Origin of the sequence: Nocardia amamiensis (assembly GCF_015477605.1) — a bacterium.
GTDB lineage: Bacteria > Actinomycetota > Actinomycetes > Mycobacteriales > Mycobacteriaceae > Nocardia > Nocardia amamiensis_A.
Window position 1 is genome coordinate 128845 of the sequence record NZ_JADLQX010000007.1, and the last position, 26140, is coordinate 154984.

A 26140-nucleotide genomic window follows, 5' to 3' on the forward strand; every position below is an offset into this window, starting at 1 on the left:
GTTTCCATCGTGATTGGAGCGCTGCCATGACTTTTCCCCTGCTCGCCGATCCAGAGGCCGCCGCGCAGGACGGTCCGCCGCCCGGGTGGCGTGGTCCGATCCTGCCGGTCAACACGCGGTCCGGAGACGCACAGAACTACGTCCGCGAATACGTCCTCGTCGGCGACGAGGTACCTGCCCGTCCGCTACCGCAGCCGCTGTCGGCACAGGAAAAGCTCGCCGACGGGCATGCCGGATCAGTCGTGGTCGGCTTGTGCACCCGCGTGTGGGTGCAAGACGGCATGGTGTGGGGCGAAGGGCCGTTCGACCTCGCCGATCCGGTAGCTGCGGACTGGGCCGCGAAAGTCGGTCGCGGCGCTGCCGGGTGGGTGTCAGTCGACTTCTCCGACATCGCGGTCACACAGGTACCTGTGGACGCTGACGGCAACGAGGTGCCCGCTGAGCGCATCGCGGCGTGGCAGCAGTCCGCCAGCGACGCGGGTTACCCCCCGCCACCAGATCCGGTCGCTGAGTGGGTTTGGCGTATCGACCGCTGGAAGTTCGCCGGGGTAACCCTGCTGTCCTCCCCCGCCTACGAACAGGCTCGGATCGGTCCCGCCTACGACATTCAAGCTCTCACCGCAGCGGCCGAGACCAAATCCGATGACGCAGTCACCGAGCACACCGGCGCCATGATCGCGCTCGTCCCGGCCGCCGAGGATGCGACGCGGCTGACGGTCGAGGGCGGCGAGGCGGTCGACGAGTTACACCTGACGCTTGCCTATCTCGGTGAGGCTGCGGAGTGGACCCCCGAACAGGTCGACGCCGTGCACACTGCGGTCGCCGAGCTGGCTCCGTCGGGGCCCGTGCTCGGCGAGGTATGGGCGCACGCAGCATTCAACCCAAACAGCGCGGACAAGGACCCGTGCGCGGTGTATCTGGTCGGCGCAGACGGTCTCTCCGATCTGCGGCAGGCCGTTGTCGGCTCAATGCTCGACACCGGCGGGCCGATGCCCGCGCAGCACGACCCGTTCATCCCGCATGTCACCGCGGGTTACGGGCTGCCCGTCGCGGACCTGTCGGAGACCGGCCCGATCCGATTCGACCGCATCCGCGTCGCGTTCGCCGGAAAGTACGAGGACATCCCCCTGGAGCCGGTGACCACCGCGCTCACGGCGGCGGCCGTCGTCTACGACCATCGTGATTTCGAGTTGCCGGAGCCGGACGAGCCGACGCGGCTGACGATCACCGATGACGGGCGCGTGTTCGGGCACCTCGCCGAATGGGGTTCCTGCCATGTGGGATTCGCCGATATCTGTGTCACCCCTCCCGCAAGCGCGTTCGACTACGCGTTTTTCCACCAGGGCACGATCCGCACCGACGACGGTCCGATGGCGGTCGGGAAGATCACCATCAGCCGCGACCGCGACCGAGGCGGGCACGCCGGGCTGCACCTGGGTCTGCGCGCAGCGGCCGAGCACTACGACAACACCTGCACCGCAGTCGCGGTCGTACGCTGCCGGGACGGTGCGGTCGGGCCGTGGCTGTCCGGGCGCATCCTGCCCGGTGTGGACGAGGACCGAATCGAGGAATTGCGCCGGTCGGGGATCTCCGGGGACTGGCGCGGTGTCCGACGCCACAGCGATGCGCTGGAGTTGATCGCGGTCCTCGCCGTCAACTCCCCCGGGTTCCCGATCGTCGCGCGTACGCGCGCGCTGGCGGCGGCTGGTGTGCGGTCGCTGGTCGCGGCCGGGATGCTGCGCCGCGGCTCCCACGGTCCGCGGCTGCTCGATCTCGATGACGTGATGCGTACGCGGCGTATCGCGAACGCGGCGGGACGGATTCGCGCGACGCGAGTCCGCACCGTGGCCGCTCGCATGGCGGCACTGACGAGAGGAGTTCGCTGATGGGCAACTGCAATTGCGGTCCGAAGAAGACACTGCATCAGGTGGTGCACCCGTCCGGGGCGACGATCACCTACAAATCCGAAGATGAGGCGCGGGCCGTTGCAGCTCAGGTGGGCGGCACGTACCAAGCTCAACAGCTGTGAGCGGATACAGTAGACGCAGTTGAGCCGCTGGCCTCGGGCCGGGCAAGTTACTTGCCTGAGCACGGAGGCTTGCGGTGAAGATCACGCTCCAGTCCCTTATCGACGCCGCCACCGGTGCGGCCGAGGGCCAGTCCGCGGCCGATGCGGTCGCAAAGCTTCTCGCCGAAGCTCCCGCCGATACCGATGTGGCCGCACTGCTGGAGGCGGCGACCGCCAAGTTCAACGAGCTCTATGGCGACGGCACATCGAAGTTCACCGACGACGAAGCCTCCGCGATGGAAGCACTCGCCGACGTCGCCGACGGCGTGCGCGTCGAGGTCGGCCGCCGCGACAAGATCGCGGGTGAACAGGCCGAGCGCCTGTCGAAGCTGGCTGAGCGGGTGAATCCCGCGGCGAAGACTTCCGCCAAGGACGACGACGGCGAGGGCGGCGCCGAAGGCGAGGACAAGGGCGGCGACGGTGGAGAGGACGGCGGCGATACCACTGACGCCCCCACCGAACCGGCCGCCGGTGATCCGGCCCCGCCCGCAGCCGATTCCGCGCCCGCGGCGGTGGCCGCCGACCCGGCACCGGAACCCGCGCTCGTAGCCTCCGCTCCGCCGCGTCGCCGGGTGCGGTTGTCCGACCTGCCGACCCGTGAAGTGCGTCGCCCCGACCCGGCCCCGGCTGGCGTGGTGATCACTGCGGCGGCGGAGGTGCCCGGCTATGCCGCCGGTGCACCGATGGCCGGCCTCGCCGACGTCGCGCGCGCGGGCACCGTGAAGTTCGATTCGTTCCCAAACGGGATCGTCGAAAACACGCGCCTCACTGCCGGTATCGCGCAGTTCGCCATCCAGTTCCCCGACGAACTGATCACCCGCAGCGACCACGAGGACAAGGCTGCGATCGAGCGCGCGGTGGATCAGTCCCGACTGCCGCAGCAGTCCCTCGTCGCGGCCGGTGGGTGGTGCTCGCCGTCCGAGCGGCTGTACGAGATGTCGCCGATCCTCGCGGAGGCGAACGCCGGTCAAATCGACATCCCTGAAGTGCAGTCCCCCCGTGGTGGCCTCATCTGGACCGAGGGCCCGGACTACACCGCTATCTACACCGGGACCGGATTCATCCAGACCGAGGCGCAGGCGATCGCTGGCAGCGGGTTCACCACCCCGATCGGTGGCACAGTCGCGGGTACCACGAAGCCGATTTTCCGGGTGCCGTGCCCGTCCTCGTGGGAAGAGGAGCGCGCCGAGGCCATCGGCTTCGGCATCAACGGCGGCATCCTGCAGCACAACGCCTACTCGGAGTTGACCGAGGACGTGATCGCGCACGCGCTGATCGCGCACGCCCACCGCGTCAACGCGCGCACCATCAATCGGATGGTTGCCGAGACGGCCACCACGGTCACAATCAATTTGGGTCCGTCGGCGACGCCGTCGCTGCTCAATTCGATCGATGCCCAGATCGAGGACATCAAGTACGCCAACCGCATCGGCGACGGCACCACTCTCGAAGTGATGCTGCCGCGGTGGGTGAAGCCGGTCGTGCGCGCCGATCAGGCGGTCCGCACGAACTCGTCCACTACCGAGGCGTACGAGGTCACCGACCAGCGGATCGACGACTGGTTCGCCAAGCGCAACGCGGTCGTGCGCTGGGTCTACGACTGGCAGGACGCTTTCACTGGCATCTCGAGCGGTTTCGGTGGCGCGACACCGATCACGTCGTGGCCGGACACCGTCGACGTGCTGGTCTACATCGCGGGCACGTTCCTGCGGTCGCGCGGCGACATCATCACGATGCAGGCGGTCTACGACACCACCAACCTCGTCAATAACGACGTGCTGCACCTGTTTACCGAGGAAAAGCTGATGGTCATCCGGCGCCGCTACAAGCCGCGCAAGCTGACCATCGCGCTGTCCGCGAACGGCTCGACCGCCGCTGGCCAGATCCTCGACAGCGACGGCAAGATCGCCCCCGCGGCGTAATCCACCGGTCTCCCGGCCGCCCATTCGGCGGCCGGGGATCTCCGGCATCCCCACTGATCCAGGAGGCTCCCGGTGGCTGTCGCCCCGCCCCTGCTCGTCGCAGCACCCACCATCACCCCCGCGCGGTTCGGGCTGCAATCGGCCGCCGATCAGCAGCTCATCGACCCGGCACAGCGCATCCGCAACGGCGTCGCATGGGAGCCGAACCCGTGCGGGCCCGCGAAGCTGGACCCCGCCGAATGCGGCGACACCCCGACCGACCGTGATGTGCCTGACGGAATCGGCCTCGACTCGGCCGAACCGATCGTCGTCTACAACGGATTCACCTGCCGCGCTGTCGGTCTTACCGAACAAGCCATGCTCGACCGCGCGACCGCGTCGCTGCTCACCGAGTGGGTCGCGGTCGAGCAGGCGGTGTGGGCATCGACCGGACTGCGGTTGATGAACGACACCACCGGCGAGGAAACCGCGGTGCTCGCCGAAGACCCGGTGCCTCTCGTAAGCGGCATTGGCCTGCTCGAAGGGTTCCTCGGCGCGAACTACGGCGGTATCGGCGTGCTGCACACGCCACGCGAGGTTGCCTCGCACGCCGCCGCCGCGCAGCAGATCAGCACCGAACCTGGCCGCCTCGTGACGGTGCTCGGTACGCGGTGGGCGTTCGGCGCGGGCTACCCGAACACCGGCCCGGATGGCGCGCCCGCCGCCGCTGATACCGCGTGGATCGTCGCGACCGGCGCAGTCACCTACCGGCGCACCGAAATCACTCACCGGCCGGGCTCGATGCGCGAGGCATTCAACTACGCCAACAACGAAATCCGCGCGATCGCCGAACGCACGTACGTCGTGGCGTGGGACGAGTGCGTGCGCGCCGCTGTCCCGGTTTCTCTCACCTAGGAGGGCGCTGTGCCAACCATCCTCGCCGTCAACAACGACGCACCACAGATCGCGCGGAAGCTGCTCGAAGCCGCGGGCGACCAGCCCGACCGCGTGCAGCTCGTCACCGGCGGAAAGTACCTCGGGTTCTCGGTAGACGACGAGCTGGCGCGCAAGGCCGGGTTCGTCATCGACGAGCAGGGTTCTACTCCCGTAGTAGGTGACGGTCCGGCCGAAAACCCTGAATCGGCTTCGGAAGCCGACGCCGAAGCGAAGAAGGCCCCGGCCAAGCGCACACCCCGCACCGCGAAGTGAGCCCGTGGTGACGGTTATCTCGGACACCTTCGCCGATATCGCCGGGCACGGTGACGTGCGCGCGGTGTCGTTCTGGGCTCCGTTCATGCGGGACAACGCGACGGGCGAATTCATCGTGACCCCGCAGTACGTGCACGTCGCGGTCGCGCCGGATGGCTCGTTCACCACCCCGGATCTGCTGCCCGGCATGGTGCGCGTCCGGATCAACGGCATCGCCTACGACATCAGGCTCCCCGACTGGCCGACTCCACTCCGGTTGGGTCCTCTGCTCGCCGAGGCGCTTCCTGTCCCCCCGGCCGAGGAAGCGACCGCAGTCCGAAACCTCGGCGGTGTCGCCGGGGCCTTGTTCATGGAGCTCGATGACTACACGGCGCTGTCCGCCATCGACCCCGAAACCGCCTATTTCATTCCGGATTAGGAGAGATTGTCATGGCAGCTACAGCGAAGTGGTACGGGCGCGGCCTGCTCGCGATCGCGAAGAAAGAGGTCAGCTGGACCGCAGACGCGATCAAAGTGCTGATCGCGTCATCTGGGTACACCCCCGACCAGGACGCCCACGACTACCTCGATGACGTGGTGGCGAACGAGATCAGCGGCACGAACTACACCGCTGGTGGTCTGCTGTTGACCAGCACGGCGGCCACATACGATTCGGCCACCAACCGGTGCAGGCTCACCGCGGCGAACGCGCTGTGGACCGATGTCACGTTCTCGAACGGGCGCTACGGGATCATCTACAACAGCACGCCGTCCACGAACGCCACCCGCCCGCTGCTTGGCTACGTCGATTTCGGCGGCAACCAGTCCCCGTCTGCAATCAACTTCCAGATCACCTGGGACACAACCGACGGCGTGCTGTATCTGGCTGCGGCCTGATCGGCGGCAGCGGTGGCGATCCACCTGCGCGGCAGGACCATCGGCCGCATCTATGTAGGTGAGCGGCGGATCCGTCGCGTCTACCTCGGTGACCGGCTGGTGTGGGTGGACCTCGAAGGCATGCTCCTCGCCGCCGCCGCTGCCGCATTCGCCGATGCTGCGGCACCGGTGATCGTTGGCGCGCTGCCGGTCACCGCAGGCGGGACGGTCGCGGCGATGCCGGTGCCGAGCTTCGGGGCGGCCAGCTCACCCCCTCCCGCAGCCGTGCTCGCGGACGCCCCCGCCCCGGTGATCCTCGCGGCTCTGCCCGTCTCGGCGGGTGCCGTACTCGCCGACGCTGCCGGGCCGTCGCTGCTGGCCGGTCCGGGTGTGCCCGCCGCAGCAGGCTCCGCGGTGATGCCGGTCCCGCAGATCACGGCAGCGTTCGACGTTGCCGCCGGGGCGGCCACCGCAGATGCCGCAGCACCGACGATTCAGCTCATCCAGGGTGTCGTCCTCACCTCGGCCGCCGAATCGGTCGCCGACGCTGCCGCAGCGGCGATCACGATGGTCGTGTCCGCCCCGGCCGCGGGCGTGATCGCTGCCGCGGCGGATCCGTCGCTGACCAACGACCTGTTCGTCGCGGTCCCGGCCGCGGAGGCGTCGGCGGTGATGCCGGCACCGGCGGCGGTGTGGGCACTCGTCGCGCCATCGGCGGCGGCGTCGACGGCAGCGCCGAGCCCGGGTCTGCTGGTCATCGCCGCGCCGCCCGCGGCTGCCAGCGCTGCGGTGGGGCCGACGCCGCTGGTGTCGATGACGCTGCTGTCCACAGCTGGTGCGGTGTCGGCGATCGCGCCCGCTCCCAGCCTGGCGCGCACAGCATCACCACCCGCGGCGGCTGTGTCAGCGGTGATGCCGACACCGATTGTGCTCGCCGCGTTGCCTGTTCCTGCCGCTGCGGCATCCACGGCGGCCGTCGCGCCGTCGAGCCTGTCGATGCGGGCCGGGCCGCCCGCGGCCGTTGCCACTGCCTCGTCCGTAGCTCCAGTGGTGCGCGACATCGCCTCACCGCCCGCGGCCGTCGCGTCGGCGGCGATGCCGAGCCAAGTCGTGTCGATGATCATCCTCATCCCCACGCCCGCCGCGTCGGCTGTGGCACCGACACCGGGGGCCCGTTGGGCGGCAACCACACCGCCTGCGGCCGCGTCCGCCGTCGCACCGGTTCCGGTCCCGACGCTGGTGGTGACGGCTCCTGCTGCCGCTGTATCGGCAGTGGCACCCGCGCCTGCAGTAGGTGGGTCGTCGGGGATATCGGCGATGGGCATGGACAAGAACAACACGTTCTCGATCGGCAGCGATCAGACCGCGCTCATCACCGACTGGACGACACGCTCCGGCTACCCGGCCACCAGCATCGTCAGCGATGCGCTGAAGTCCGACGGCGCCGGGAACGTCACCATCCAATGCAAGCTCACGCTCACGGCGAACTGGTTCTCAGGGACCGCGCTCACGCTGCGAATCTTGAAGAACGGCACAGCGATCGCGACGCAAACCATCCCGTTCAACTCGATCTCGGTGACTTTCTCGGCGACATCGGCGACCTTGGCGTTGAACGACACGGTCGCGTTGCAGTACACCTCGGCATTCGGGGCCAGCGGCTCGGTCGCCGCTGGTCCGACGAACACGTACCTGTACTACGACCTTGCCTGACCGGCTGCTCATCCCGGTCTGTTCCGGCGTCGGCGCGGTACGGGCGACTATCCTGCTCATAAGCGTGCTGCTGGCCTCGGGCCGGGCGAAATCCCCGGCTGGAGGTCAATAATGGCTACCACGTGCTGGCCGTCCGTTCGCGGCAAGGTCGCTCGGTTCACCAAGGTCACCAACTGCGGCGCCCCGTCCGCTGGTGCGAAGAACACTCTCACGACCGACGGGTTCGTGACCCTCGATTTCGCCCCCGAATACGAGGACGGCGAAGAGATGTCGCAGAAGAAAGCCGACGGCAGGTTCGCCTACCTGTTCAAGGACGACGACCAGCTCAAGTGGGTGGGTGTGACCATCCAGTTCACCGGCGTGAACCCGGATTTGCTGGGGGGCATAGTCCTCGGTCAGCCGATCGTGCTCGACCACGAGGGCAACGCCGTGGGTATCCGCGTCGGCCAGGTAATCGGTACGGACTGGGCCCTGGAGACCTGGACCGACATCCCAGGTGTCGCCTGCACCAGCGCCAAGCCCTACGGCTATTTCCTCGCGCCGTGGCTGCACGGCGGCCGTCTCGCATCGTGGTCGGTGCAGAACGGCGCGGCCGAGTTCAAGGTGGAGAACGCGCGCACCCAGGCCGGATCGCTGTGGGGCACAGGCCCATACAACGTCGACCTGCACGCGGCTGTCGATCCCGAAGACCCGCCGGTGCCGGGCAAGCTGCTGACCCCGATTCTGGCGGACCAGCATCTCGACATGCACCTCACTTATGTGGCGCCGCCGACGCCTGCGTGCGCGGCGTCCGCGCTGGTGCTGGCCTGATGCCGGCTTGCGGGTGGGAGATCGCGGCGTGGCCGAGTCAATACGACTCGGCCACGCCCGCGGACAAGGACGCGGCCGAAGCGATTGCCGCGGCCGTGCTGTGGTCGCTCAGTGGCAGGGTGTTCGGTATCTGCGAGGAGACCGTGCACCCGCAGGTGACCGAGTCGCAGCATTCGACGTATGGCGGGCCGGACCGGTGCCGGTGCATCACGATCTGCCGGTGCGTGACCAGCCTGCGCCGCGTGCATTTGCCGGGTCCGGTCCAGTCGGTCACCTCCGTAGTCCTCGACGGTGTCGCGTTGGCGGCCGACAAATACGCGGTGCACAACAAGCGGTGGCTGGCGCGCACCGATGGCGAGCGGTGGCCGGTCACCGGCGAGGACCCCACGCGGTTCACGGTGACCTACATGCGGGGGCTGCCGATTCGCGAGGACGCGTTGGCCGCGCTGGTCCTGCTGGCGGTCGAGTACCTGAAAGAGATCACCTCGAGCGGTAAGTGCACGATCCCCGCCCGCGCGCAGAGCATTTCGCGGCAAGGCGTCGACATCCAGCTGTCGGACCCGGATGATCTGGCCGACGCCGGGCTGACCGGTATCGCGAAGGTCGATCGCTGGCTGACGTCGGTGAACCCGGGGCGGCTGCGGGCGCCGTCGCGCTCGTACTCGGTGGATGTGCCTGATCCGATCCGGGTGGGCTGATGGTCGACACCGGCGTTTACGCCGCGGCACACACGTTGATCGAGCGCCTGGCCCTCGAGCTCGCTTCGACCCGGGCTGGTGCGCCGTGCGTGGCGACCCTGCATGCCGGGAACATGGTCCCGGCCTACGGGTGCGGCTGCGAGAACGCCGAGGGCATCGCATGGACGCGGGTCGTGTCGACCGGGGCAACGGTGAAGTTCCCGCAGCCTCTGGCGGGGCCGGTGCCGCGCGGTCAGGTGGTGCAGTTGCTCGCGGTGATCGAGCTCGGTGTGGATCGCTGCTATTGGCAGACTGAGGACAACGCGATGCCGGATCCGCCGGCGATTTTGGATTCGATGGCGCGTGACGCGCTCGACGACGCTGCGGCGATGCGGCGCGCCGCGCTTTGCGCTGATCTCGGTGAGGTGGTGCTCGGATTATGGACGCCGCGCGGTCCGCAGGGCGGCATCCACGGCGGCACAATGACCGTGACGGTGCTCGTCGACACCTGCGGGTGCGGGGCGGAGATGCCGCCGGTTGATTCGATCGTTCCGCCTCTCGCGGGCGACCCCCGAGGTTGATGCCCTGCACACGAATGCGCCCCGCCAAGGGAGACGGGGCGCATTCGGTTGGGTCAGGCCGACTTGGTGATGCGGCGGATCTTCACTGTGCCGTCGAGGCTGCGGACCCGGTACTCGCCCGGTCCAGGGATCGGCGCATCGATGATCTGACCGAGGCGGCGGATCAGTTCGGCGGGGTCGACGCCCATCCGGTCGCGCAGTTCAACTGTCGAGATGGCGTCAGGGTCGGAGAACGCGGCGATCAAGACATGCTCGACGCCCACCCATCCGTCGCCGCGGTCCCGGGCGAGGTTTTCGGCGTCGGCAAGCAGCTGCTCGTACATGGGTGTTCGGATGATCGGCTTCGCCATCGCTCTACCTTCCCGTCACATGCCGAGGACTTCGGTCCAATCGTAGTAAGTGTGCCCCCACGAGTCCTTGTACTTCTTGCACACCCAGTATCGCCAGCCGTACTGGCCTTGATCGGTTCGCACGCGGGCCCCCTCGTTGAGCCTGCTGCACGACAGCGCCGGGGTGCCTTCTGGCGTCTGCTCCGATTCAGGCCAGTTCGCCGAGTCCGATCCGCGGCACGCGCTGTTGTCGTCCTTAGGGTCGACGTGCCCGAACAGGCAGGGCCCGGCCTGCGCTACCGGGGTCGCGGTCGGTGCGAGCGTACCGCCGACCAGCGACACAGCGAGCGTGCAACCGGCCAGCAGCGCGCGGACAGTGGTGCTGGATATCATGGTTTCCCCCTTCGGGGGTAGGCGTGCCGACCACCTCGCCGGGTCGGTGCCGTTGATGTGGTGTCGAGAGGTGGGGCGACTCCGGCCGCGCGCAATGTCCGCTGGATCTCTCGCTTGCGGGCGCAACAGCTGAGGCGGCAGCCGATATGCCGGGCCCACTGCTGGCGCGCCTGCTCGACCGTCAGCGGCAGGGGCGGCGGCTCGTGGCTGAGGCGTTCGTCGATCTCGCGCACGCGCGGCCCGGTCGGCGGCGCATCAGTCAGCAGCCACGCGACGAGACACGCGATGGGAAATGCGACGGCAAACAGGCCGACGATGACGGCGGCAAACGTCGCGGCGAGAATCAGCACCGGCCCGGCGGGCATGGCTGTCCGTCGATCACCTCAGCGACCAGGTCGGTCCACTGGGTGGCGAGGTATCCCACCGTCGACCAGGCTGCGTGCATGGCTTCCTCGGCTACTTCGGTGTGGATGAGCAGCAGCAGTTCAGCCTCGACGTAGGCCGAGGCGAGGGCATCCACTGTCGGGCCGACGAGTTCGGCGCGACCGTGGGCCGGCTCGATGTGGGTGCAGACCCACTGATTGATAAGGGTCACGAGATCTGATCGGCGGCGGTCGATCTCGGTGGCACGTGCTGGGTTGATGTGGCGGGTGCGGTGCAGGTGCGCGAGGCTTTGCGCCCATCGGGTGATCAGGTGGTCGCCCGGGGTGTAGCCGAGCGCGCCGCGGAAGGCCGCACAGACCTCATGCCAGTCAGGTATCCCCCGCGGGCCGGTCGCTTTGTGGTCGTGCGGATGTCTGCGTCGAGATCTGTTGGCCACGTCCATATCCCGGCTACCCCTGCGATCCGAATGAGTAGGCCATCGCCGCGAGGTATTGCAGGCACCCGCCGCCGTGGCCGGAGTGATCGGCGAGGATGAATCGGGCGCGGTCCAGATCGAGGTCCGTGGGTTCGGTGCCGCAGTCGCGGTAGTGCGCGGCCCACAGGTCCCGGGTGTCTCGCGAAATGTGCATAGCAGCCTCCGTGGCAGGCGTTTCGGGCACACCGGCGCCGGAAACGGCCGCCCAGGTCCGAACCCAGATATCGACCTCCTGGCGGCCGGGGCACGTATCCGAGACGTGATGAGGCGTCTACGGTCCAGCACCGGTGTGCCATCTCAGCGTCTCCCGGGACAGGTGGAAGCAACCAGGCCGCAACCATGCAGTTGCACCGCAACTTCACTGCATCTCCCCTGAGCGATTCGGGGGCGGATGCGGTTGGACCGGTGTAGTTTTCGAATTCACCACGGCGGCACGAGCAGGGGCTGGAGCGAGCCGATGATCATCTATCGCTGGACCGGAGTGGAAACCAAAGCGCTGCGCGAGGCGATGCATCTCGGCGTCGAAAAGTTCGCGGCCAGAACAGGAATCGGGGCGCGCACAATCGGCAACTGGGAGGTTCAGGGCGCCTCGGCCCAGCTGCGCCCGAGCAGCCAAGAACTACTAGCGAAGGCGCTCACCGAAGCCCCGCCGGAGGTGATTGCCCGGTTCGAACGGGCCCTCGCGGACATCCGATCGCCCCGAGATCAACCCGATCCCGGTTTGCCCCCAACGGTTACGCTGGCGAATGACACCCCCGGTCGGCTGGTGCCGGTCACCTCGGGTGGTGCTGGTGAAACCGATCAGGTCTGGGTTCGTGCCCGGACCGCCGCTGGAGAGGTCGTCCTCGTGTCACTCCCTCGTCGCACCGTAGTCGCAGGATTCGGGGTAAGCGCCCTAGCCGCCGCCGTCGGCGTCAAGCCCGCGGCTGCACTGGCCAACGCTTCCCAGATCGACCACGCCACCCACTTCCGGACGCTGCGGCTGTCGCTGATCGACAGCGACAACCTCTACGGCGGCCCGGGTGTGATCCCGCTGATCGAGCAGAACCTCGAGATCATGAACGAGCTGCGCCGCGCCGGTATCGGCGACGCCACCGAGATGCAGCGAATGCGAGTCCTCTACGCCGAGTTCGCCGCGTGGCTGCATCAAGACGCCCGCAACTGGGGCCGCGCCCAGCACTGGACCGATCGCGCGCTGACCTGGTCGCACCAGCTCGGCGACGATTACTGCATCGCCGCGACACTGATCCGGAAGGCGCAGATAGCCAACGACATGCACGATGGCGCCGAGGCAATGGAGCTGGCCGAGGCCGCCGAGCGCGCCGCCCCGCCGAGAACCCGATTCGCCGCGGTCGCAGCGACGTTCGCCGGGTACGCTGCTGCGCTCGCGGGCGACCGAGCAGCCAGCGAACGCGCCTTCGACCGCGCCCGGGCGCTGGCCGAAGATGCTGACGTTGATCCGTCTTGGGGATTCTTCCTCGACGACACCTATATCGACGTGCACCAGGCGCACGGTCGGGCAGCACTCGGCGACTACCGCGCCGCTATAGACCAGTTCGGACGCGCGATCAACGGCATGCAGTCCGGATACACCCGCGACCAGGCGGTGTACATGTCCCGGCGGGCCCTCGCATACGCACGCATGGGTGAGGCTGAGCCCGCTGCGACGCTCGGGCTGGCCGCGATGCAGGTCGGTGTCAGCACCGGATCGGAACGGGTGCTGCACAACGTGCGCGCCGTCGACCAGCTGCTGTCGGCGAGGAGCCTGCCGGAGGTCGCCGAGTTCCGTGCGGCAGCGGAGCGGTGGGCGGTCGTACCGTCGTGACGCGCCCGTTCGTGCTGTTGTCGGTCGCGGTCAGCATCGACGGTCACATCGATGACATGAGCCCGGAGCGGTTGCTCCTGTCCAACGCCGAGGACTTCGACCGCGTCGACCAGGTCCGCGCCGAGTGCGACGCGATACTGATCGGTGCCGAGACCGTGCGCAGCGACAACCCGCGCCTGATCGTCAAGAGCGAGACCCGACAAGCCGCACGCCGGGCGGCCGGGCGCACCGCGCAGCCGTTGAAGGTGACCGTCACCGCCAGCGGCAATCTCGACCCGGCCGCGAAGTTCTGGCACCACGGCACCGACGAGCACCGGCCCGTGATCTACACGACCGAGGCCGGCGCACCGAAGGCGCGCGAACGGCTCGGCAAACTGGCGGACATCGTCGCGGTCGGCGAGACCGTCGACTTCGGTGCGCTGCTCGACGACCTCGGCGCCCGGGGCGTCGACCGGTTGATGGTTGAGGGCGGATCCCACATGCACACGGCGTTCCTGTCGGCCGGGCTCGCCGACGAGCTGCACCTCGCAATCGGCCCCACCCTTGTCGGCGACACCAGCGCGCCGCGGTTCGTGAACCCCGCACAGTTCCCGGGAGGCGCGACGCGCAGAATGCGGTTGGTCGACGTCACCCAGCTCGGCGACGTTGCCGTGCTGCGCTACCACCCCAAGGAGACCCAGTGACCGCACCGGACCACCACCACTGGATGACGCGGGCAATCGAACTCGCCGAACAGTGTCCTGTCGTCGAGGGCGCGTTCTCGGTTGGCGCGGTCATCGTGGCCGACGATCAGGAGATCGCGACCGGATACTCCCGTGAGACCGATCCGAAGGTGCACGCCGAGGAATCCGCGCTCGACAAGCTCGATCCGGCGGATCCGCGGCTGAAAGCTGCGACGATCTACAGCACGCTCGAACCGTGCTCGGAGCGGGCGACTAAAACCCGCATGCCGTGCACGGATCGGATTCTCGCGGCAGGGATTTCGCGGGTGGTGATCGCTTGGCGGGAGCCGTCGACGTTCGTCGAGGACTGCATCGGGGTCGAGAAACTGAAGGAGAACGGTGTCGAGGTGATCGAGTTGCCGGAACTCGCGGACGCGGCGATGGCGATGAACCGGCATCTGGATCTCTCGTAAATTCGGTTCCAGCTATCGAAGCGGGGGGCCGTATGCCGTTGTGTCGCATGCATACCGGGACGTCAGCCGAGGCCGTGGTCTTGATGCTGCCGATTCCGCCGGAAGGTTTCGACGCACCGCTTGAGAAGTGGTCGGTCCCGGGGCACTGGAAAACACGCTGGTGGATTCCGGTCTGCCAGGAATGCCGTGAGCGGATCTGGGACGGCGTCTTCGGGCAACTGGAGGGTTTCGAACGGGTGTGGTTCTTCGAGCGCGCACTAGTCGACCCAACGCCTTTGGACAACTAATGCCTCACAGTTCAGCGCCGCCGCGCGGCGACTCCGCCACTCGCGCCGACCTGATCACGCCGCCGCTTCGCCACACTCGTGCTCGTCTGCCCGGACGGGATCGGCGGAATCAACTCCCACGCCAGATGCACCCCGGCATCCAGCGCACCAGGCGACCATGTCGACCCCGGCTCCCACTGCGTCCACTCCGCGCGCATGTCCCGCAGCGACGGGTGGTCTGAAAACCATGCCCTGTCGGTCAGGATGGCTTGCGCAATCGGCTCGGCCCGCAGGAATTTCGAGCGCCGCGAATGCACGCTCTTGATGTACGGGCACAACGCGGTCGCCGGGATCTTGCCCTCGGCCTGCAACGCGGCCCACGCCTGCCGGATCAGCTGCTCGGCCATGTCGCCGCCGTAATTCGACTCGAACACGATCCGGTCCGCGCCCACCTCGTAAGCGAGCAGGCACGCCTCGCGCGGCCACTTCGCCGAGGACATGCGGCCGGTACGCGACCGTGTCCACCAGAACCGGCCAGTCGTGTCGACCAGCCCGGCGACGATGCCCGCGGTGTCCCGGCCGCCGCCGGACGGGTCGACGCCGACGCCCACGCGGACCGGCGCGCCGGGGGTGCCGGTGCGGCGTTCGATCGCAGCTTCGTCGAGCAGTGCGCCTTCTGCGGAGATCGGTACGCCGAGACCGAGGGATGCCCAGTCGCGGGCGGTCATGCCAGCGCGGACGCGGTCCCAGTGGGCGAGCTGGGCGGCGACGTCGTCGATGGGGATGCGGGGATGCTGGAGCGGCTGCCCGGGTTCGCGGCCGAGGGGGTCGGGGTAGATGCCGCGTTCGGTGTCCGGCGCCAGAGCGATTGCGGGCAGGTGCAGCACCCGCCATTCGCCGCCCTCCTCGACTCGGCCCTCACGTTTAAGCAGGCGGCCGACAAGGTCGTCAGGGTGCCAGCGGTGCATACACACCACCTCGCGGCATTCGGGAGCGCGCCGCGACACCCACGCCGAGGAATACCAGTCCCACACGCCATCTCGGATGACGACGCTGTCGGCTTGGGCGCGGTCACGGAATGGGTCGTCGATCACTCCGCAGTCCATCGGGTTGCCGACCAGGCCGGAGCGCACGCCGCGAGCGCGAAGGCTGCCGCCGGTGGTGAGGCTCATATCGGAACGGGTGGCTTCGTCGTCGCGTAGCCGTAGCCCGTAGTGGTGGCCGTAGGCGTAGATCAGGTCTCGGCAGGCGGCTGCGTGGCCCGCAGCGAGCCGGGACGCGTAGGAGGCGAGGATGATTCGGTCCCGAGGGCGTTGGCTGAGCCACCAGAAGGGGAACCATCGGCTGACCTTCGTTGACTTGCCGACCTGCGAGGGCGTCGTGATGATCAGTTTCCCAGTGGGGTTGTCGCGCAGGCGGACCAGCTCGTCGTCCATCGCGTCGAGGTAGTCGCGGCGTGCGGTGAGGTGCGGCTCATGCTTTTCGGCGAGGTCGCCAGGGCTGCTGGATTTCGCGAGCGGGATGCCGGCGCGGGCGCAGGCTTCGCGGAGCCGGTCGCGCAGGTGTTCTTTGTCGCGGGTGGGGAGTTCGCGCCAGCCGTCCCCGTCGAGCGCGCTGGTCATGGCGTAGGCCGCTCCGGTGTGTAACCGCGGCCGTCGATCTCCATCTCAGGCGGGGGCTTCCGTCGGCGGACCACGAGGAGGGCGTCCTCGGTGAACAGCCGCGCGTATCGACCGTCGGGCTTGATGCCCTGCGCGTGCAGCTGGGCGACGACGTGTTCGCTGGTGCGGTCGCGGGGCAGCGTGCATTTGCACGCGGCGGCGGCGCGGGTTTCGGGCGCGGGCGGTTGGCAGCGGACGCAGCGGGATTCGAGGTAGCCGTATTCGCGGTTGTCGTCGGCGCACGGCGGGTGGCTGTAGTTCGCGGGGCGTCGGTCGTGGCGGCCGAGCAGGCAGTGGATCGGCTTCACGGCTTCCTCCGGATCTCGACCACGTTGCCGTCAGCGTCGAGCCACCCGGCGGCGCGGGCGTCGTCTTCGGTGCCGTCGAACGCGAACCCGTCCGGCTGTGCGCTGCCGCCGATTCCCCATGTGGTGTTCATGGGGCGCGGGAAGATCTGGAGCGGCGTCCGGTCTTCCCAGTCGACGAAACGCCAGTACTCGGCAGCGGCTTTGCGGGCGGCCTGGTCGGTTGTGCACCAGGCGATCTGGACAGGTGCCTCGTCGTCGAGCGGGCGCTCGACGATCCAGACGATCGGCTCAGCCATTGGTCGGATTCTCCTCGATCTGATTGGCAAGGTGGTCGGCCATCGCCGCCAGCCCGAGCGCCGCGGCGGACACCGCGCGCAGCTGCTCGGCGTCGAGCTTGACGAGGGCCTGCTGCGCTTTCTCGGCCTGGCCTTGCACCAGCCATCCAATCGCGCCCTGTGCTGACGTGGTCAGCTTCAGGTTGTCGAGGGCGGTGTCGAGGCGTTGGCCGATCGTCGGTTCGCTCACGGTGGCGAGTCTCCTCCTGCGGTTGGCGGTGCGGCGTGGCGCTCCCGGAAGAACATCGCGGCGTCGTGCGATCGTTTCCGCTGCCGGGCTTCGTCGCACACGCACCAGCGGGTCAGAAGGTTGCCGCGTGTGGCCGGGCAGTGCACGCACTGAGCCCATGACCGCCCGTACTCACGGTTGTTGTGCTCGCACGGCTGGTGCACGTAGGTGACTCGGCGCCAACGGTGGTAGCCGAACAGGCAGCGCAGTCTCATCGGTCCTCGTCTCTGTCCCAGGTCACATGCATTTCCCATCCGTCGGAACCGATGGGGTGCTGATCGTCGACGGTGCCGGTGTGCACCACGCCGTGTTCGTCCTGCCAGCCGATCCGAGTGCCGGGCTCGAACGGCAGGTGCGGTGGGTTCCACGGGCGGTCACCGATCACGGCCTCCCACTGCGGGCGGCGCTCTCGGGCCCAGCGTTCGTGCTGCTTGCGCATTGTTCGGGTCAGGGCTTCGGCTGCGCGCCGCGGGCCTTCACTCGAAGGGGTGAGGCCGTTGCTGGGTGGTCCGTACATCCACCCCGTATCCGGGTCGAGGGCGGTACCTCCGGGCAACCAGCGCGGGAACCTGATCGAGGTGTACGCGGAGTCGCCCCACGGCAGGGCGCGCCGGTCCGCGGCTTGGCCGGCGGGCAGCTGCGGGCGCGGCGGCCGGTAGACGAACGGCATCCCGGTCACGGCGAACGTCAGGGAGCGGCCGAGGGCGGCATCGAGGGCGCGGAGAGCTTCGTCGTTGCGGGCGGCGATGAGTTCGTAGAAGTCGATCCCGGCGGGCTTGATGGCGATCTGGTCCTCGGTGATCGGGAGTTGGTATCGGTCGCGGAACTCGGGATCGTCGGCGGCCTGCGCGCCGCAGGCGGTCACCATAAAGCCTCTCCCTCGAACAGCCTGACGCCCTGCTGATTTGCGGGGCCGGAGACCCGATACCCGCCGATCTCGGCGGTCACCCACTCGGCTTGCTCGCGCGGGAGGTACGGGTTCTTCCACATGACGAATGCGGGCAGCTTGTCCGGTGTCGGGTCGACAGCCCACGCACACCACGGGCAGCCCTCACCGCGGCAGGCTGCCCACCCGACGCCGGGCGGCCGTGCTGGGTGCAGTTCGGCGATCTCCCGGAAATCGTGGGCCCACAGGCGGACCCGGCCGTGTACGGCTGCGGTCGCGGCGCGGGCGAGCAGCCATGTCTCGGCGGCGTCGAGCCGGGGCAGCACGGCCGCGCGCATGGGCGGCGGGCACACGACGGGCGCCGGGGCGGGCTTGGGGTCGAACAGCCGCATCATGGCGCGCTGCGCTTCTTCCAGCGGGTCGGGTGGGAGCGCCCAAACCGGTTCGGTCCTCGCGAGCTGTATCAGCAGCATCGCGACCAACGCGAGCCGCCCCGGGCCCCACATGTTCACGCGTTGCATCGCGGCCAGCTGCGCGCGGATCCGCTTGTAGTCGGCGGCGGTCAGCTCCCTCACCGGTGGTTCTCCTTGTCCTCACACCGGCAACCGTCCACCGGTGACCATGTCGGGCAGCGCGATATCGTGCCCGCGCTGTGCTGGCATGGTTCGTTCCACGCGCCGATTTGGCAGCCGCAGGCCTCGCCGTCGTGCATACGCGGTACGGGCTGGCGGCAGGCCGAGCACACGAGACACGGATTCGCGAACGTGATGTAGGTGTGCGTGCGGACGGCGATCATGAGCCATCACCTGTAGTCGGATGGGCGAACACCTCATTCACCGCGACGGCGAGATCCTTTTCGGCTTGGCGGTCGCGGATGGCGCGGGCGATCTCGGCGGGCATCCATTCCTCGGTGGGGCGCGGAGGCGAGGGTTCGACCACGCGCAGGTCGGTGATCGCGATCCCGGCGGGCGTCCACTTCTTGGCGAATGTGGATTGGTCGACGCCGATCCAGCCGACGACGTCCAAGTCGATTTGGAGGGCGTGCACCCGTAGGTACGTGCCGTCGACGGTGACCCAGTGGACGCCGTGTTCGATGGTTTCCATCAGCCGACGGATGTGGTGCGGGCGGGTGCGGATTTCGCCGGCCAGGTATGGGCGGGTGCCGGCGTAGCGGGTTTCGAGCTCGGCGGTCGCGCCGTCGAGGGTGGCCAGGTAGTGGACTTCACCTGACTCGGGAGCTGCTTGGTAAAGGTCGACCATCGGTGTCTCCGGTGTCGTGGTTGGGGTTTGGCGCAGGCCGGGCGGAGTGTGCGCGTTCTCCGCCCGGCCTGGTCGTGGCGCGCAGCGTGCCCTCCCGCCAGAACTGGGACGGGATTGCGGAGCCAGGACACCCGAAGCTGGCTCGTTGGGGTGCTTTCCCGGCTGATCCGTACCGGGTTGACCCGCCACGAGGGAGGGGTGGTCTACAGGTCGGCCAGCGCCCGATCGACCTCGTCGAAGAACCAGTCCTGCGGCATCGTCGGCGGCGACGGTTCGACGACGCGCACGGTCACCTGTTCGCCGCCTCCGGCTGGGGTGGCGAGGGTTTCGCGGGACTGGTCGAGGTAGATCACGCCGCCGTCGCCGTCGATCGCGCCGCCGGTGATGCGGACGTATGTCCCGTCGTCGGTGAGCAGGAACCGGTCGGCAGCGATGGTGTCGGCGAGGTAGGCGGTGATGGTGTCGCCGTCGACGGTGGCCTGCCCGGCGAGGTATTCGCGGCTGCCGGTGACGCGGGTCTCGATGTCGAGCTCGGCAGTGGCGGGCAGTTCGACAACGAGCGCGAACGTCTCGAAGTCCTGGGTGCGGTACAGACCGGGCATGTTAGTTTTCTCCCTCTGTGATGTGGTGTTCGGCGGCGCGGGCACGGGCCCGCCAGTAGACGGAGCGCAGCAGCCAGATTCCGGCGAGTACTGCCGCGGCGCTCACGAAGACGTCCAGGTCAGCGGAATCGCCAGCGAGGTTGATGACCGTTCCGGCGAGCATGGCCGGGATGCCGCCGACGACGGCAATACCTCCGAGGGCGGCGATCACCTGCTCGCTCGGGTCGGCGGTTCGCAGTGCCTGGCGGATGTTGAGTGGAGTGAAGGTGTTCGTCTCGGTGAATGTGTTGACGTCCGGGACGGGCTCCCACTCGTCGTCGTATGTTGCCGGTTCGTAGGTCTCGTCGAAGTCGTGCGGCCTCCGGACGAAGAATGTGCCGGTGACGCCCCGGACGATCCAGTCACCGAGTACAGCGGTGACGGGCCCTGACCCGTCCCGGAATTGGATCAGGTTGGGGGCCAGTTCGTTACTGCCGCCGCACCATTCGGCGATGAGTGACCCCATGTTTTCGTCGGTGAACTGGACGGCTTCGAGCTCGACCGGGCGGATCGGTCGGATGCGGACCGGTGTGATGGTCATGAGTTCCTTTCGGCTGGTGTGGTGACGCGGTTGCTCTGGGCGTAGGTGGCGGTGATGCGGCCTTCCTCGATGCGCACTGTCATCAGCGCCCGTTCCGGGTCGTCGGGGTTGAGACCGAGGAGGCGCATCGCTGCTGCGAACGCTTCGGGCGAAATGGGCATCAGGGCTCCGTCGGGGTGACGGGGTCGGTCGGCGCAGCGCCTCCGATGCCGGTTACTTGGATGGGCAGGCCGTTGCCACCGCCGCCGCCGCACACGATCGGCCTGCCTTCACCGTCGGTGACCACGACGTCGCCAGAGCCGCCGCACGCGAGCGGCCGGGCCGGTTCCCCGGCGAGCCGCTCGTCTGCGGTTGGGGGGAGCATCCGCTCGGCGGTGTACCGGGCGGCACCGAGTGCCGCGTCCCTCCAGAACGACGGCGGGAACGAAGCGGTCATCGTCTGCGCCATCGTGTAACCCAGCAGCGGCACCAGCGCGGCGCAGAATCCGTCGCGCACTATCGCGCTCAGAATTGCCACCTCTTCGGTCGAGTCGACCACCGCCGTCGCGGGCTCGCCTTCGTCGTCGCGGACGCGGTCGTACGTCTCGGCGAATACATTCGGCTTACAAACGTCGCGTTCGCCGCTCGCGCCGGTGATGACGTAGTCGCCGGGGCACACGGTGTGACCGCCGTCGGGGGTGTCGATCCAGCCGTGCCGGTTCATGACCAGGCCGCAGTGCTCGCACTGCTGGTCACCGGGGGCGTCGGGGCGGCGGTAGTAGCGGACCACCTCGCCCTCCCAGCGCTGTTCGCGGCGCTGCGCTGCCGTGACCATGGTGTGGGTGACGGGGTCTTCGAAGTCGTGGATGTAGTCGTCGGGGTGGTCGCCGTTGCTCCACCACCGGACGGCGGTGATTTCGACGGGTCGCTTGCGGTACCGCTGGGCGTGCATTCAGCTCTCCTTCGTGGTGGCGCGATCGGTCGGCGTGGCGGTGCTGAGCTTCTGCACCAGGGCCTCGATCTCGGCGTCGAGCTCGGTGCGGGTGGTGACGGTGTGGTCGACAGTGATGCGGTCGAGACCGTGGATCTTCGAGAACCGGTCGAGCATCTTGAGGCACAGCTCGGCGGCCTTCGGGTCGCCTTTGCGGGCGAGCTTGAACTGCGGGGCCCACAGCATTTCGAGCCGTTCGAGAACGATCGGCCGGGCGAGGTCGGCGAGTTCCTTGGTGCGTTCGGCGCACTCGGCGAGCGCGGTGGTCACGGCCCGGTGCGCGGTGCCCTTGTCGCTGTAGTCGAGGGCGTCGGCGATCTGCTGGTAGGTGCGCCCGGCGAGCATCATTTCGAGCGCGAGTTCTCGGCGGGTGGCGGCGTTCGCCAGGCGCCGGCGCGATTGCTGTCCGGCTTTGACCATGTCCACCACCCGCCTTCGATGCTATGTGACTGTGTCACTGTTTCCGATTATCCCCGGGCCTGCGGCCACTCGATCTTCGACAGGGCGAGTCGGTGACGTTCGAGCACGAGGTAGGGCAGCGGTAGGCCGAGGTGCTGGGCGCCGATCGTGCCGCAGCATAGGGCGTCGGCGGTGTCGCTGTTCGGAATCCGCAAGCCACGCCACATCTCCGATATGGCGGCGCGCACTGCGGGCTTCTTCGCGCGCCCGTCATCGGCGGCCCACTTCTTCACCGTGTTCGGAGGGACGACGGCGAGCGGCAAGCCGAGGTGGTCGAACGCGTCGGAGATCAGCCACCACAAATGGTGGATGCGGTCCTGGCCAGGCTGGTTGTGGCCGAAAGACATGCCTTCGATGACGGCGAGGCTGGTGTCTCGGGGGATGTTGTCCATGATCGCGGTGCGCATCTCGCGCATTCGTCGGCCGCGGGTTGGTCGGTCGTCGGTGTTCTTGCCGCTGCTGCTGACGGTGAGCAGTTCGGGTTGGGTGTCAGGTCGGATGATGGCGATGCCGGTGTCGCTGAGTGAGTGGTCGATGCCGACAACGGTGGTCAAGGGTTGGTCTCCTGTGTGGTGGCGGCGAGCTTGATGCGTGCGATGTGGGCTGGCATGTGGTCGAGGGGTGCGGATTCGCCGGTTAGCCAGTTGGTTCGTGTGCAGGTTTGGCCGGGCGGTGCTTCGCAGTCGGGGCAGGCCACCGTCTCGGCGTGGTCGCGTTGGATGAGCCAATCCATTCCGCGGACGCCGGGTGGTCTGGGTCTGGGCATGGCGGCTACTCGGTCGCAGCCTGTCCGGTCCAGGGCAGGTGCAGGCCGTCGCCGTCGCGGCGCGGCACGTAGTGGATGTGCACGTGCGCAACGGTCTGGGTGGCGGCGGTGCCGGAGGAGACGATGAGGTTGTAAGGCTCGTCGCCGGTCTCACCCCACCAGCCTTTGCGCGCGGCCCACCAGGCCGCGGCCTCCACCCACCGGGGCGCCGAGTGCTCCACGTGCTTGCCCGGCGGGAACAGTCTGTGTCCGGGTGTGACCGGGTTCAGCGGTTCGAAGTGCACGATGTCACCGAGGTCGGGCGGTGTCGTGGAGAAGTCGCGGTTGGCGATGCGGGTGCAGAACGGGCAGGTGGGCCAGTCGGTCACGGGGCTCCTCCGTGCGGGTTGAGTGAGGGCGGTGATGGCGTCACGGGCGAGGCCGAGCAGGCCGGGCCCGCGGTACGGGATGGTCATTGCGGACTGGTGCGGATGTGGCCGCGCTCGATGGCGAGATCGGCGGACCGACGTAACGCGTCGTCCTGCCGGTGTTGCTCGGCGACCTCGACGATCATGGGCGGCGCGAGTTCGGGCTCGTCGTCGACATCGTCGGGGTCTCGTTCGGGGGGCAGGATGCGGCCGGTGCCTTGGCATTCCTCGCACCAGTCGGCGCCGTTGCTGTCGCCGGTGCCTTGGCAGATGTCGCAGCGGTAGGGGTCGCCGGGGGGCGTTGCGTTCGCGCGGGGCTGCGCGGCGCGACGGATGGCCGAGAGTGACCGGGCGATGCCGTCCCAGTCGATTGCCGCGAACGCCTTGCTGACCGTGGTGCCGAATTCGGCGAACGCCTTGCTTACTCGGGCGAGGGCGGGACCGAGCGCGGCGACGTTGGCCGCGCGCTGGTGGCGCTTGCGGGCCCGGTACTTCATGTTCGGGAAGTTGTCCGGGGTGCGAGCGAGTTGGCCGCGGCTCACTTGGCACCGTCGATCAGGATGAAGTTGCGGCTCGTGAGCCGGGCGGCGGTCATCGACTTGCCGCGTGACCGCGCGGGCGGTTCACCGTCGACGAGGACCACGGTGTAGTCGATGGCGCGGTCGTCGGGGCGGTCTGGGTTGTAGGGCTCGTGGATGTGGTCGACGCGGAGTGTGCGCACGTTGGTTGCGCGGGCGTCGCGGTAGTGCTGGCCGGTGCGGATGGTCTTGCCGCCGGTGGTGATGTATTCCTGCATGGCTTCCTCTCGGGTGTGGCGGCGGATGGTGCGGAGTGCGCCGCGTTGGATGAATTCGGGTGCGATGCTCGGCGGACGGCTCGTCGGCGCGGTCACGATTCGCTCTCCGGCGCTCGGCTTTTCGGTGCGCCACCGGGGAGGTAGACATCGACCACCGCCCGCCCGGTCATGCGCCGCCATGCGTACACGTTGTGCACCGAGCGGTCGCGCTCGGCGATTTCCTCGGCAGTCATCCGTCGGCCGCCCGGGTCGTGCTTGAGCATCGGACCGAACGCTTCGACACAGCCGTCGCAAACGTCGCCTACGAAGGCGACCGGAGTGCGGCAGCCGGGCAGCACGCACGAGGCGAACAGCGTGTCAGCCAAGGCAGGCCACCTCCTGTGCCTGGTGGGGCTCGCCGGTCTCGGCGTAGACCGTCAGCGCCCGCCAGTCGACGTCGGGAGTCTCGGTGCTGGCGTCCTGCACGTCGACGTTCGCCTCGTCGAGAGTCCGCCAAGGCTCGCCGTCGAACGCGATGTGCCACTTGCCGTCTGCGTGGCGGTGGCCGGTAATCCAGCCGATCGGCGGCCTGTGCTCGGCGAGGGCTTTGAGCGCGACGTTCGCCATCGCGGAGGCGGCGGCGAGTTCGTCGGCGATGGGATGGCGAGATTCGCCGTGTTCGTCGGTGCAGTCCCATGCGTCGCCTGCGCGTTCGCAGGTGTCGGCGCAGTTGTGGGTTGCAGCGGTCTCGATCTGCTGGTCGGTGTAGCCCTGGTATCGCATCCATGCGACGGCGATGGCTTCGACCTCGCCTGCGGCGGGCTCGCCGGTTGCGCCGGACGGCGGACGCCATCCGAGGCAGCGGGCGGCCTCGACCGCGATGACGCCGAGGGTGCCCAGCACGGCGCGTTCGCCTTCGTCGCCTATGCCCAGGTCATCGGCGCAGGCGAGGTCGACGCGGTCGAGCACGTCATCGAGGTAGCCCGCGACGATTTCGCCGGCGCGGCGAGCGTCGTCGTCGGTGAGGCCGGCCGGGTAGTCGAACGGGCTGAGCAGTTGGCGGCGTGCCTGCGCTGGCGGCATCGGCGGAACGAACGGCGAACCGCTCGTGACGGTTGCACTGTTTCCGTGATGGGGAGGTGCTGACTGCGCCGTGGGCGGCTCGGCGGGGCTGCCCGAAGGTTCCGGGCTGGGTGCGGCAGCGTGTGCGCGCAGGCGAACGGTGTCGAGGGCGTGTTCGATGCCTTCGCTGTAGCCGGACAGCCAGTTGTCGGCGTGGCGTTGTTCGTCGTCGGTGTCGACGTGCATGTGCGATCGGGCGTGGTCGACGAGTCCGCGGTGGATGCTGGTGAGATCCTCGTCGGAGAGGCGGGCGGGGGTGAGTCGCTGGCGGGCGTCGAGCAGTTCGGCCGCGAGTTGTTTGTGCACCCGGTCGAATGCGGTGTTCGGATCCTCCGCGATTCGCCGCAGATCAGCGTCGGCGAAGTGGTAGGCCAGGTCAGGCACGGTCGGTCTCCTCGCTCGCGGTGGCCGCCGCCTTGGGCTTCGGGCCGGGGGTGATGGTGGCGCCGGTCTTGGCGATGGCGGCGCGGATCAGGCCGCCGACACCGGCCGGGGTGTGGCAGTCCGCGAACTGCGCGGCGTAATTCAGGAAGGCGTTGCCGAGGTCGATGTCCTCGCTGAGTCGGTCATCGACGTGGCGGCGGAGCCGGTCGAGGTCGTCGCGCAGTCGGCTCCATCCGGCAACGCTGTTGTTGGCGCGGTACTCGTCGAGGTGGGCCAGGACGAGGTCGATGGCTTCGAGTTGGCGGGCGTCGTCGTTCGGATCGTTCGCGGCGACGTAGTCGCCGATGGCGGCACACAGTGCGGCGTCGGCGAGGATCGCGCCCGCGGTCGTGTTCGAGTTGCGGAGGGGGCCACCATCGCCGGAGCTGGTGGCGTTCTCGCCAATCACGTTGGCGAGGCGGCGCTGAAGGTTGGTCGGTTCGGTCATCGGTCGGTCTTCCCTTCGGACAACATTGGTCAGTTATCCACAGGCCCGCGCGGGCGCGTGGTGAGTTGCGTTCGAAAGCCAGCCACTCATCTGGTCCCGGTTAGTGGTCTGGTCTTGGTACTGGTGGGGGATCACGGTGATCCCCAGACATTGCCGAAATGATCCCTAGACATGCTCGGATTGATCCCCAGACATGTCGGCGTTTCAGATGTCTACGGATCACAGGTGATCCCCAGACATGCACAGGCCGAACAACTCTGGGGATCATCTGTGATCCCCAGACATCGGCCC

General features: G+C 68.4%; 40 protein-coding genes. 15 read left to right on the plus strand and 25 right to left on the minus strand.

What is annotated here, in order from left to right:
- Positions 1–26 precede the first annotated feature (26 nt).
- From IU459_RS11795 to IU459_RS11845, 11 genes are all read left to right on the plus strand, one after another.
- On the plus strand, positions 27–1886 hold the full coding sequence (locus IU459_RS11795; RefSeq protein ID WP_195129533.1) for a 2'-5' RNA ligase family protein: 1860 nt from the start codon (positions 27–29) through the stop codon (positions 1884–1886).
- On the plus strand, positions 1886–2029 hold the full coding sequence (locus IU459_RS11800; protein ID WP_195129534.1) for a hypothetical protein: 144 nt from the start codon (positions 1886–1888) through the stop codon (positions 2027–2029). Before IU459_RS11795 ends, IU459_RS11800 begins: the two co-directional genes overlap by 1 nt.
- 74 nt (positions 2030–2103) lie before the next feature.
- Positions 2104–3990 (plus strand): major capsid protein, encoded by a 1887-nt coding sequence (locus IU459_RS11805; RefSeq protein WP_195129535.1) that lies wholly within the window; start codon positions 2104–2106, stop codon positions 3988–3990.
- 72 nt (positions 3991–4062) lie between these two features.
- Positions 4063–4884, plus strand: coding sequence for a hypothetical protein (locus IU459_RS11810; RefSeq protein ID WP_195129536.1), 822 nt, complete (start codon positions 4063–4065; stop codon positions 4882–4884).
- Between the two features lie 9 nt (positions 4885–4893).
- The gene (locus IU459_RS11815) at positions 4894–5178 is read left to right on the plus strand and encodes a hypothetical protein (RefSeq protein WP_195129537.1); all 285 of its coding nucleotides are present in this window, start codon (positions 4894–4896) and stop codon (positions 5176–5178) included.
- Between the two features lie 7 nt (positions 5179–5185).
- Positions 5186–5596 (plus strand): hypothetical protein, encoded by a 411-nt coding sequence (locus IU459_RS11820; protein ID WP_195129538.1) that lies wholly within the window; start codon positions 5186–5188, stop codon positions 5594–5596.
- Positions 5597–5607: 11 nt separating this feature from the next.
- Positions 5608–6054, plus strand: a complete 447-nt coding sequence (locus IU459_RS11825) for a hypothetical protein (protein WP_195129539.1) — start codon at positions 5608–5610, stop codon at positions 6052–6054.
- 12 nt (positions 6055–6066) lie between these two features.
- The gene (locus IU459_RS11830) at positions 6067–7743 is read left to right on the plus strand and encodes a hypothetical protein (protein WP_195129540.1); all 1677 of its coding nucleotides are present in this window, start codon (positions 6067–6069) and stop codon (positions 7741–7743) included.
- Between the two features lie 111 nt (positions 7744–7854).
- Positions 7855–8553, plus strand: a complete 699-nt coding sequence (locus IU459_RS11835) for a hypothetical protein (protein WP_195129541.1) — start codon at positions 7855–7857, stop codon at positions 8551–8553.
- Positions 8553–9251 (plus strand): hypothetical protein, encoded by a 699-nt coding sequence (locus tag IU459_RS11840; protein WP_195129542.1) that lies wholly within the window; start codon positions 8553–8555, stop codon positions 9249–9251. The genes IU459_RS11835 and IU459_RS11840 overlap by 1 nt, the downstream gene beginning before the upstream one ends.
- Positions 9251–9811: a hypothetical protein gene (locus IU459_RS11845; RefSeq protein WP_195129543.1), complete on the plus strand. Its 561-nt coding sequence runs from the start codon at positions 9251–9253 to the stop codon at positions 9809–9811. The genes IU459_RS11840 and IU459_RS11845 overlap by 1 nt, the downstream gene beginning before the upstream one ends.
- 53 nt (positions 9812–9864) lie before the next feature.
- Here the strand turns inward: IU459_RS11845 and IU459_RS11850 are convergent, their stop codons facing one another.
- From IU459_RS11850 to IU459_RS11870, 5 genes are read right to left on the minus strand one after another with little or no spacing between them, the layout of a single operon-like run.
- Positions 9865–10161: a Clp protease N-terminal domain-containing protein gene (locus IU459_RS11850; protein WP_195129544.1), complete on the minus strand. Its 297-nt coding sequence runs from the start codon at positions 10159–10161 to the stop codon at positions 9865–9867.
- Positions 10162–10176: 15 nt separating this feature from the next.
- On the minus strand, positions 10177–10533 hold the full coding sequence (locus IU459_RS11855) for a hypothetical protein (RefSeq protein ID WP_195129545.1): 357 nt from the start codon (positions 10531–10533) through the stop codon (positions 10177–10179).
- Positions 10530–10898: a hypothetical protein gene (locus tag IU459_RS11860; RefSeq protein ID WP_195129546.1), complete on the minus strand. Its 369-nt coding sequence runs from the start codon at positions 10896–10898 to the stop codon at positions 10530–10532. Before IU459_RS11860 ends, IU459_RS11855 begins: the two co-directional genes overlap by 4 nt.
- The gene (locus IU459_RS11865) at positions 10877–11353 is read right to left on the minus strand and encodes a DUF4254 domain-containing protein (RefSeq protein ID WP_195129547.1); all 477 of its coding nucleotides are present in this window, start codon (positions 11351–11353) and stop codon (positions 10877–10879) included. The genes IU459_RS11860 and IU459_RS11865 overlap by 22 nt, the downstream gene beginning before the upstream one ends.
- A gap of 13 nt (positions 11354–11366) precedes the next feature.
- Positions 11367–11546 (minus strand): hypothetical protein, encoded by a 180-nt coding sequence (locus IU459_RS11870; RefSeq protein ID WP_195129548.1) that lies wholly within the window; start codon positions 11544–11546, stop codon positions 11367–11369.
- 303 nt (positions 11547–11849) lie between these two features.
- On the opposite strand from IU459_RS11870, the gene IU459_RS11875 reads away from it, so the two are divergent.
- From IU459_RS11875 to IU459_RS11890, 4 genes are read left to right on the plus strand one after another with little or no spacing between them, the layout of a single operon-like run.
- Positions 11850–13217 carry a helix-turn-helix domain-containing protein gene (locus IU459_RS11875; RefSeq protein WP_195129549.1) on the plus strand — a complete coding sequence of 456 codons (1368 nt, stop codon included), beginning with the start codon at positions 11850–11852 and terminating at the stop codon, positions 13215–13217.
- Positions 13214–13900: a RibD family protein gene (locus tag IU459_RS11880; RefSeq protein WP_195129550.1), complete on the plus strand. Its 687-nt coding sequence runs from the start codon at positions 13214–13216 to the stop codon at positions 13898–13900. Before IU459_RS11875 ends, IU459_RS11880 begins: the two co-directional genes overlap by 4 nt.
- Positions 13897–14352, plus strand: a complete 456-nt coding sequence (locus IU459_RS11885; RefSeq protein WP_195129551.1) for a deaminase — start codon at positions 13897–13899, stop codon at positions 14350–14352. The genes IU459_RS11880 and IU459_RS11885 overlap by 4 nt, the downstream gene beginning before the upstream one ends.
- Before the next feature lie 47 nt (positions 14353–14399).
- Positions 14400–14639, plus strand: coding sequence for a hypothetical protein (locus IU459_RS11890; protein WP_195129552.1), 240 nt, complete (start codon positions 14400–14402; stop codon positions 14637–14639).
- A gap of 11 nt (positions 14640–14650) precedes the next feature.
- On the opposite strand, the gene IU459_RS11895 is transcribed toward IU459_RS11890, so the two are convergent.
- The 20 genes from IU459_RS11895 to IU459_RS11985 all read right to left on the minus strand — a co-directional run bounded on the left by IU459_RS11895 (position 14651) and on the right by IU459_RS11985 (position 25849).
- On the minus strand, positions 14651–16240 hold the full coding sequence (locus IU459_RS11895) for a hypothetical protein (RefSeq protein WP_195129553.1): 1590 nt from the start codon (positions 16238–16240) through the stop codon (positions 14651–14653).
- Complete coding sequence (locus tag IU459_RS11900; protein WP_195129554.1) at positions 16237–16587, minus strand: hypothetical protein; 351 nt, start codon at positions 16585–16587, stop codon at positions 16237–16239. Before IU459_RS11900 ends, IU459_RS11895 begins: the two co-directional genes overlap by 4 nt.
- Complete coding sequence (locus IU459_RS11905; protein WP_195129555.1) at positions 16584–16883, minus strand: hypothetical protein; 300 nt, start codon at positions 16881–16883, stop codon at positions 16584–16586. The genes IU459_RS11900 and IU459_RS11905 overlap by 4 nt, the downstream gene beginning before the upstream one ends.
- A complete protein-coding gene (locus IU459_RS11910) occupies positions 16876–17112 on the minus strand; it encodes a hypothetical protein (protein ID WP_195129556.1) in 237 nt (78 codons plus the stop codon). Before IU459_RS11910 ends, IU459_RS11905 begins: the two co-directional genes overlap by 8 nt.
- Positions 17113–17362: 250 nt before the next feature.
- Complete coding sequence (locus IU459_RS11915; RefSeq protein ID WP_195129557.1) at positions 17363–18019, minus strand: hypothetical protein; 657 nt, start codon at positions 18017–18019, stop codon at positions 17363–17365.
- On the minus strand, positions 18013–18612 hold the full coding sequence (locus IU459_RS11920) for a hypothetical protein (protein ID WP_195129558.1): 600 nt from the start codon (positions 18610–18612) through the stop codon (positions 18013–18015). The genes IU459_RS11915 and IU459_RS11920 overlap by 7 nt, the downstream gene beginning before the upstream one ends.
- A gap of 217 nt (positions 18613–18829) precedes the next feature.
- On the minus strand, positions 18830–19297 hold the full coding sequence (locus IU459_RS11925; RefSeq protein ID WP_195129559.1) for a hypothetical protein: 468 nt from the start codon (positions 19295–19297) through the stop codon (positions 18830–18832).
- A gap of 203 nt (positions 19298–19500) precedes the next feature.
- The gene (locus IU459_RS11930; protein WP_195129560.1) at positions 19501–19899 is read right to left on the minus strand and encodes a hypothetical protein; all 399 of its coding nucleotides are present in this window, start codon (positions 19897–19899) and stop codon (positions 19501–19503) included.
- 1 nt (position 19900) lies between these two features.
- Complete coding sequence (locus tag IU459_RS11935; protein ID WP_195129561.1) at positions 19901–20479, minus strand: hypothetical protein; 579 nt, start codon at positions 20477–20479, stop codon at positions 19901–19903.
- Positions 20476–20640 (minus strand): hypothetical protein, encoded by a 165-nt coding sequence (locus tag IU459_RS11940; RefSeq protein WP_195129562.1) that lies wholly within the window; start codon positions 20638–20640, stop codon positions 20476–20478. Before IU459_RS11940 ends, IU459_RS11935 begins: the two co-directional genes overlap by 4 nt.
- A complete protein-coding gene (locus IU459_RS11945; protein WP_195129563.1) occupies positions 20640–21410 on the minus strand; it encodes a hypothetical protein in 771 nt (256 codons plus the stop codon). Before IU459_RS11945 ends, IU459_RS11940 begins: the two co-directional genes overlap by 1 nt.
- Entirely contained in the window at positions 21411–21869 is a 459-nt protein-coding gene (locus IU459_RS11950) for a hypothetical protein (RefSeq protein WP_195129564.1), read from the minus strand. It abuts the gene before it with no gap.
- A 47-nt stretch (positions 21870–21916) separates the two neighbouring features.
- Positions 21917–22462 carry a hypothetical protein gene (locus IU459_RS11955; RefSeq protein ID WP_195129565.1) on the minus strand — a complete coding sequence of 182 codons (546 nt, stop codon included), beginning with the start codon at positions 22460–22462 and terminating at the stop codon, positions 21917–21919.
- Positions 22459–22674, minus strand: a complete 216-nt coding sequence (locus IU459_RS40485; protein WP_440446482.1) for a zinc finger domain-containing protein — start codon at positions 22672–22674, stop codon at positions 22459–22461. Before IU459_RS40485 ends, IU459_RS11955 begins: the two co-directional genes overlap by 4 nt.
- Before the next feature lie 5 nt (positions 22675–22679).
- Positions 22680–23129: an HIT family protein gene (locus IU459_RS11960; protein ID WP_195129566.1), complete on the minus strand. Its 450-nt coding sequence runs from the start codon at positions 23127–23129 to the stop codon at positions 22680–22682.
- Positions 23126–23623 (minus strand): hypothetical protein, encoded by a 498-nt coding sequence (locus tag IU459_RS11965; RefSeq protein WP_195129567.1) that lies wholly within the window; start codon positions 23621–23623, stop codon positions 23126–23128. Before IU459_RS11965 ends, IU459_RS11960 begins: the two co-directional genes overlap by 4 nt.
- Positions 23620–23973, minus strand: a complete 354-nt coding sequence (locus IU459_RS11970) for a hypothetical protein (protein WP_195129568.1) — start codon at positions 23971–23973, stop codon at positions 23620–23622. The genes IU459_RS11965 and IU459_RS11970 overlap by 4 nt, the downstream gene beginning before the upstream one ends.
- Positions 23970–24242, minus strand: coding sequence for a hypothetical protein (locus IU459_RS11975; protein ID WP_195129569.1), 273 nt, complete (start codon positions 24240–24242; stop codon positions 23970–23972). Before IU459_RS11975 ends, IU459_RS11970 begins: the two co-directional genes overlap by 4 nt.
- Positions 24235–25362: a hypothetical protein gene (locus tag IU459_RS11980; protein ID WP_195129570.1), complete on the minus strand. Its 1128-nt coding sequence runs from the start codon at positions 25360–25362 to the stop codon at positions 24235–24237. The genes IU459_RS11975 and IU459_RS11980 overlap by 8 nt, the downstream gene beginning before the upstream one ends.
- Positions 25355–25849 (minus strand): hypothetical protein, encoded by a 495-nt coding sequence (locus IU459_RS11985; RefSeq protein ID WP_195129571.1) that lies wholly within the window; start codon positions 25847–25849, stop codon positions 25355–25357. The genes IU459_RS11980 and IU459_RS11985 overlap by 8 nt, the downstream gene beginning before the upstream one ends.
- Positions 25850–26140: the final 291 nt, after the last annotated feature.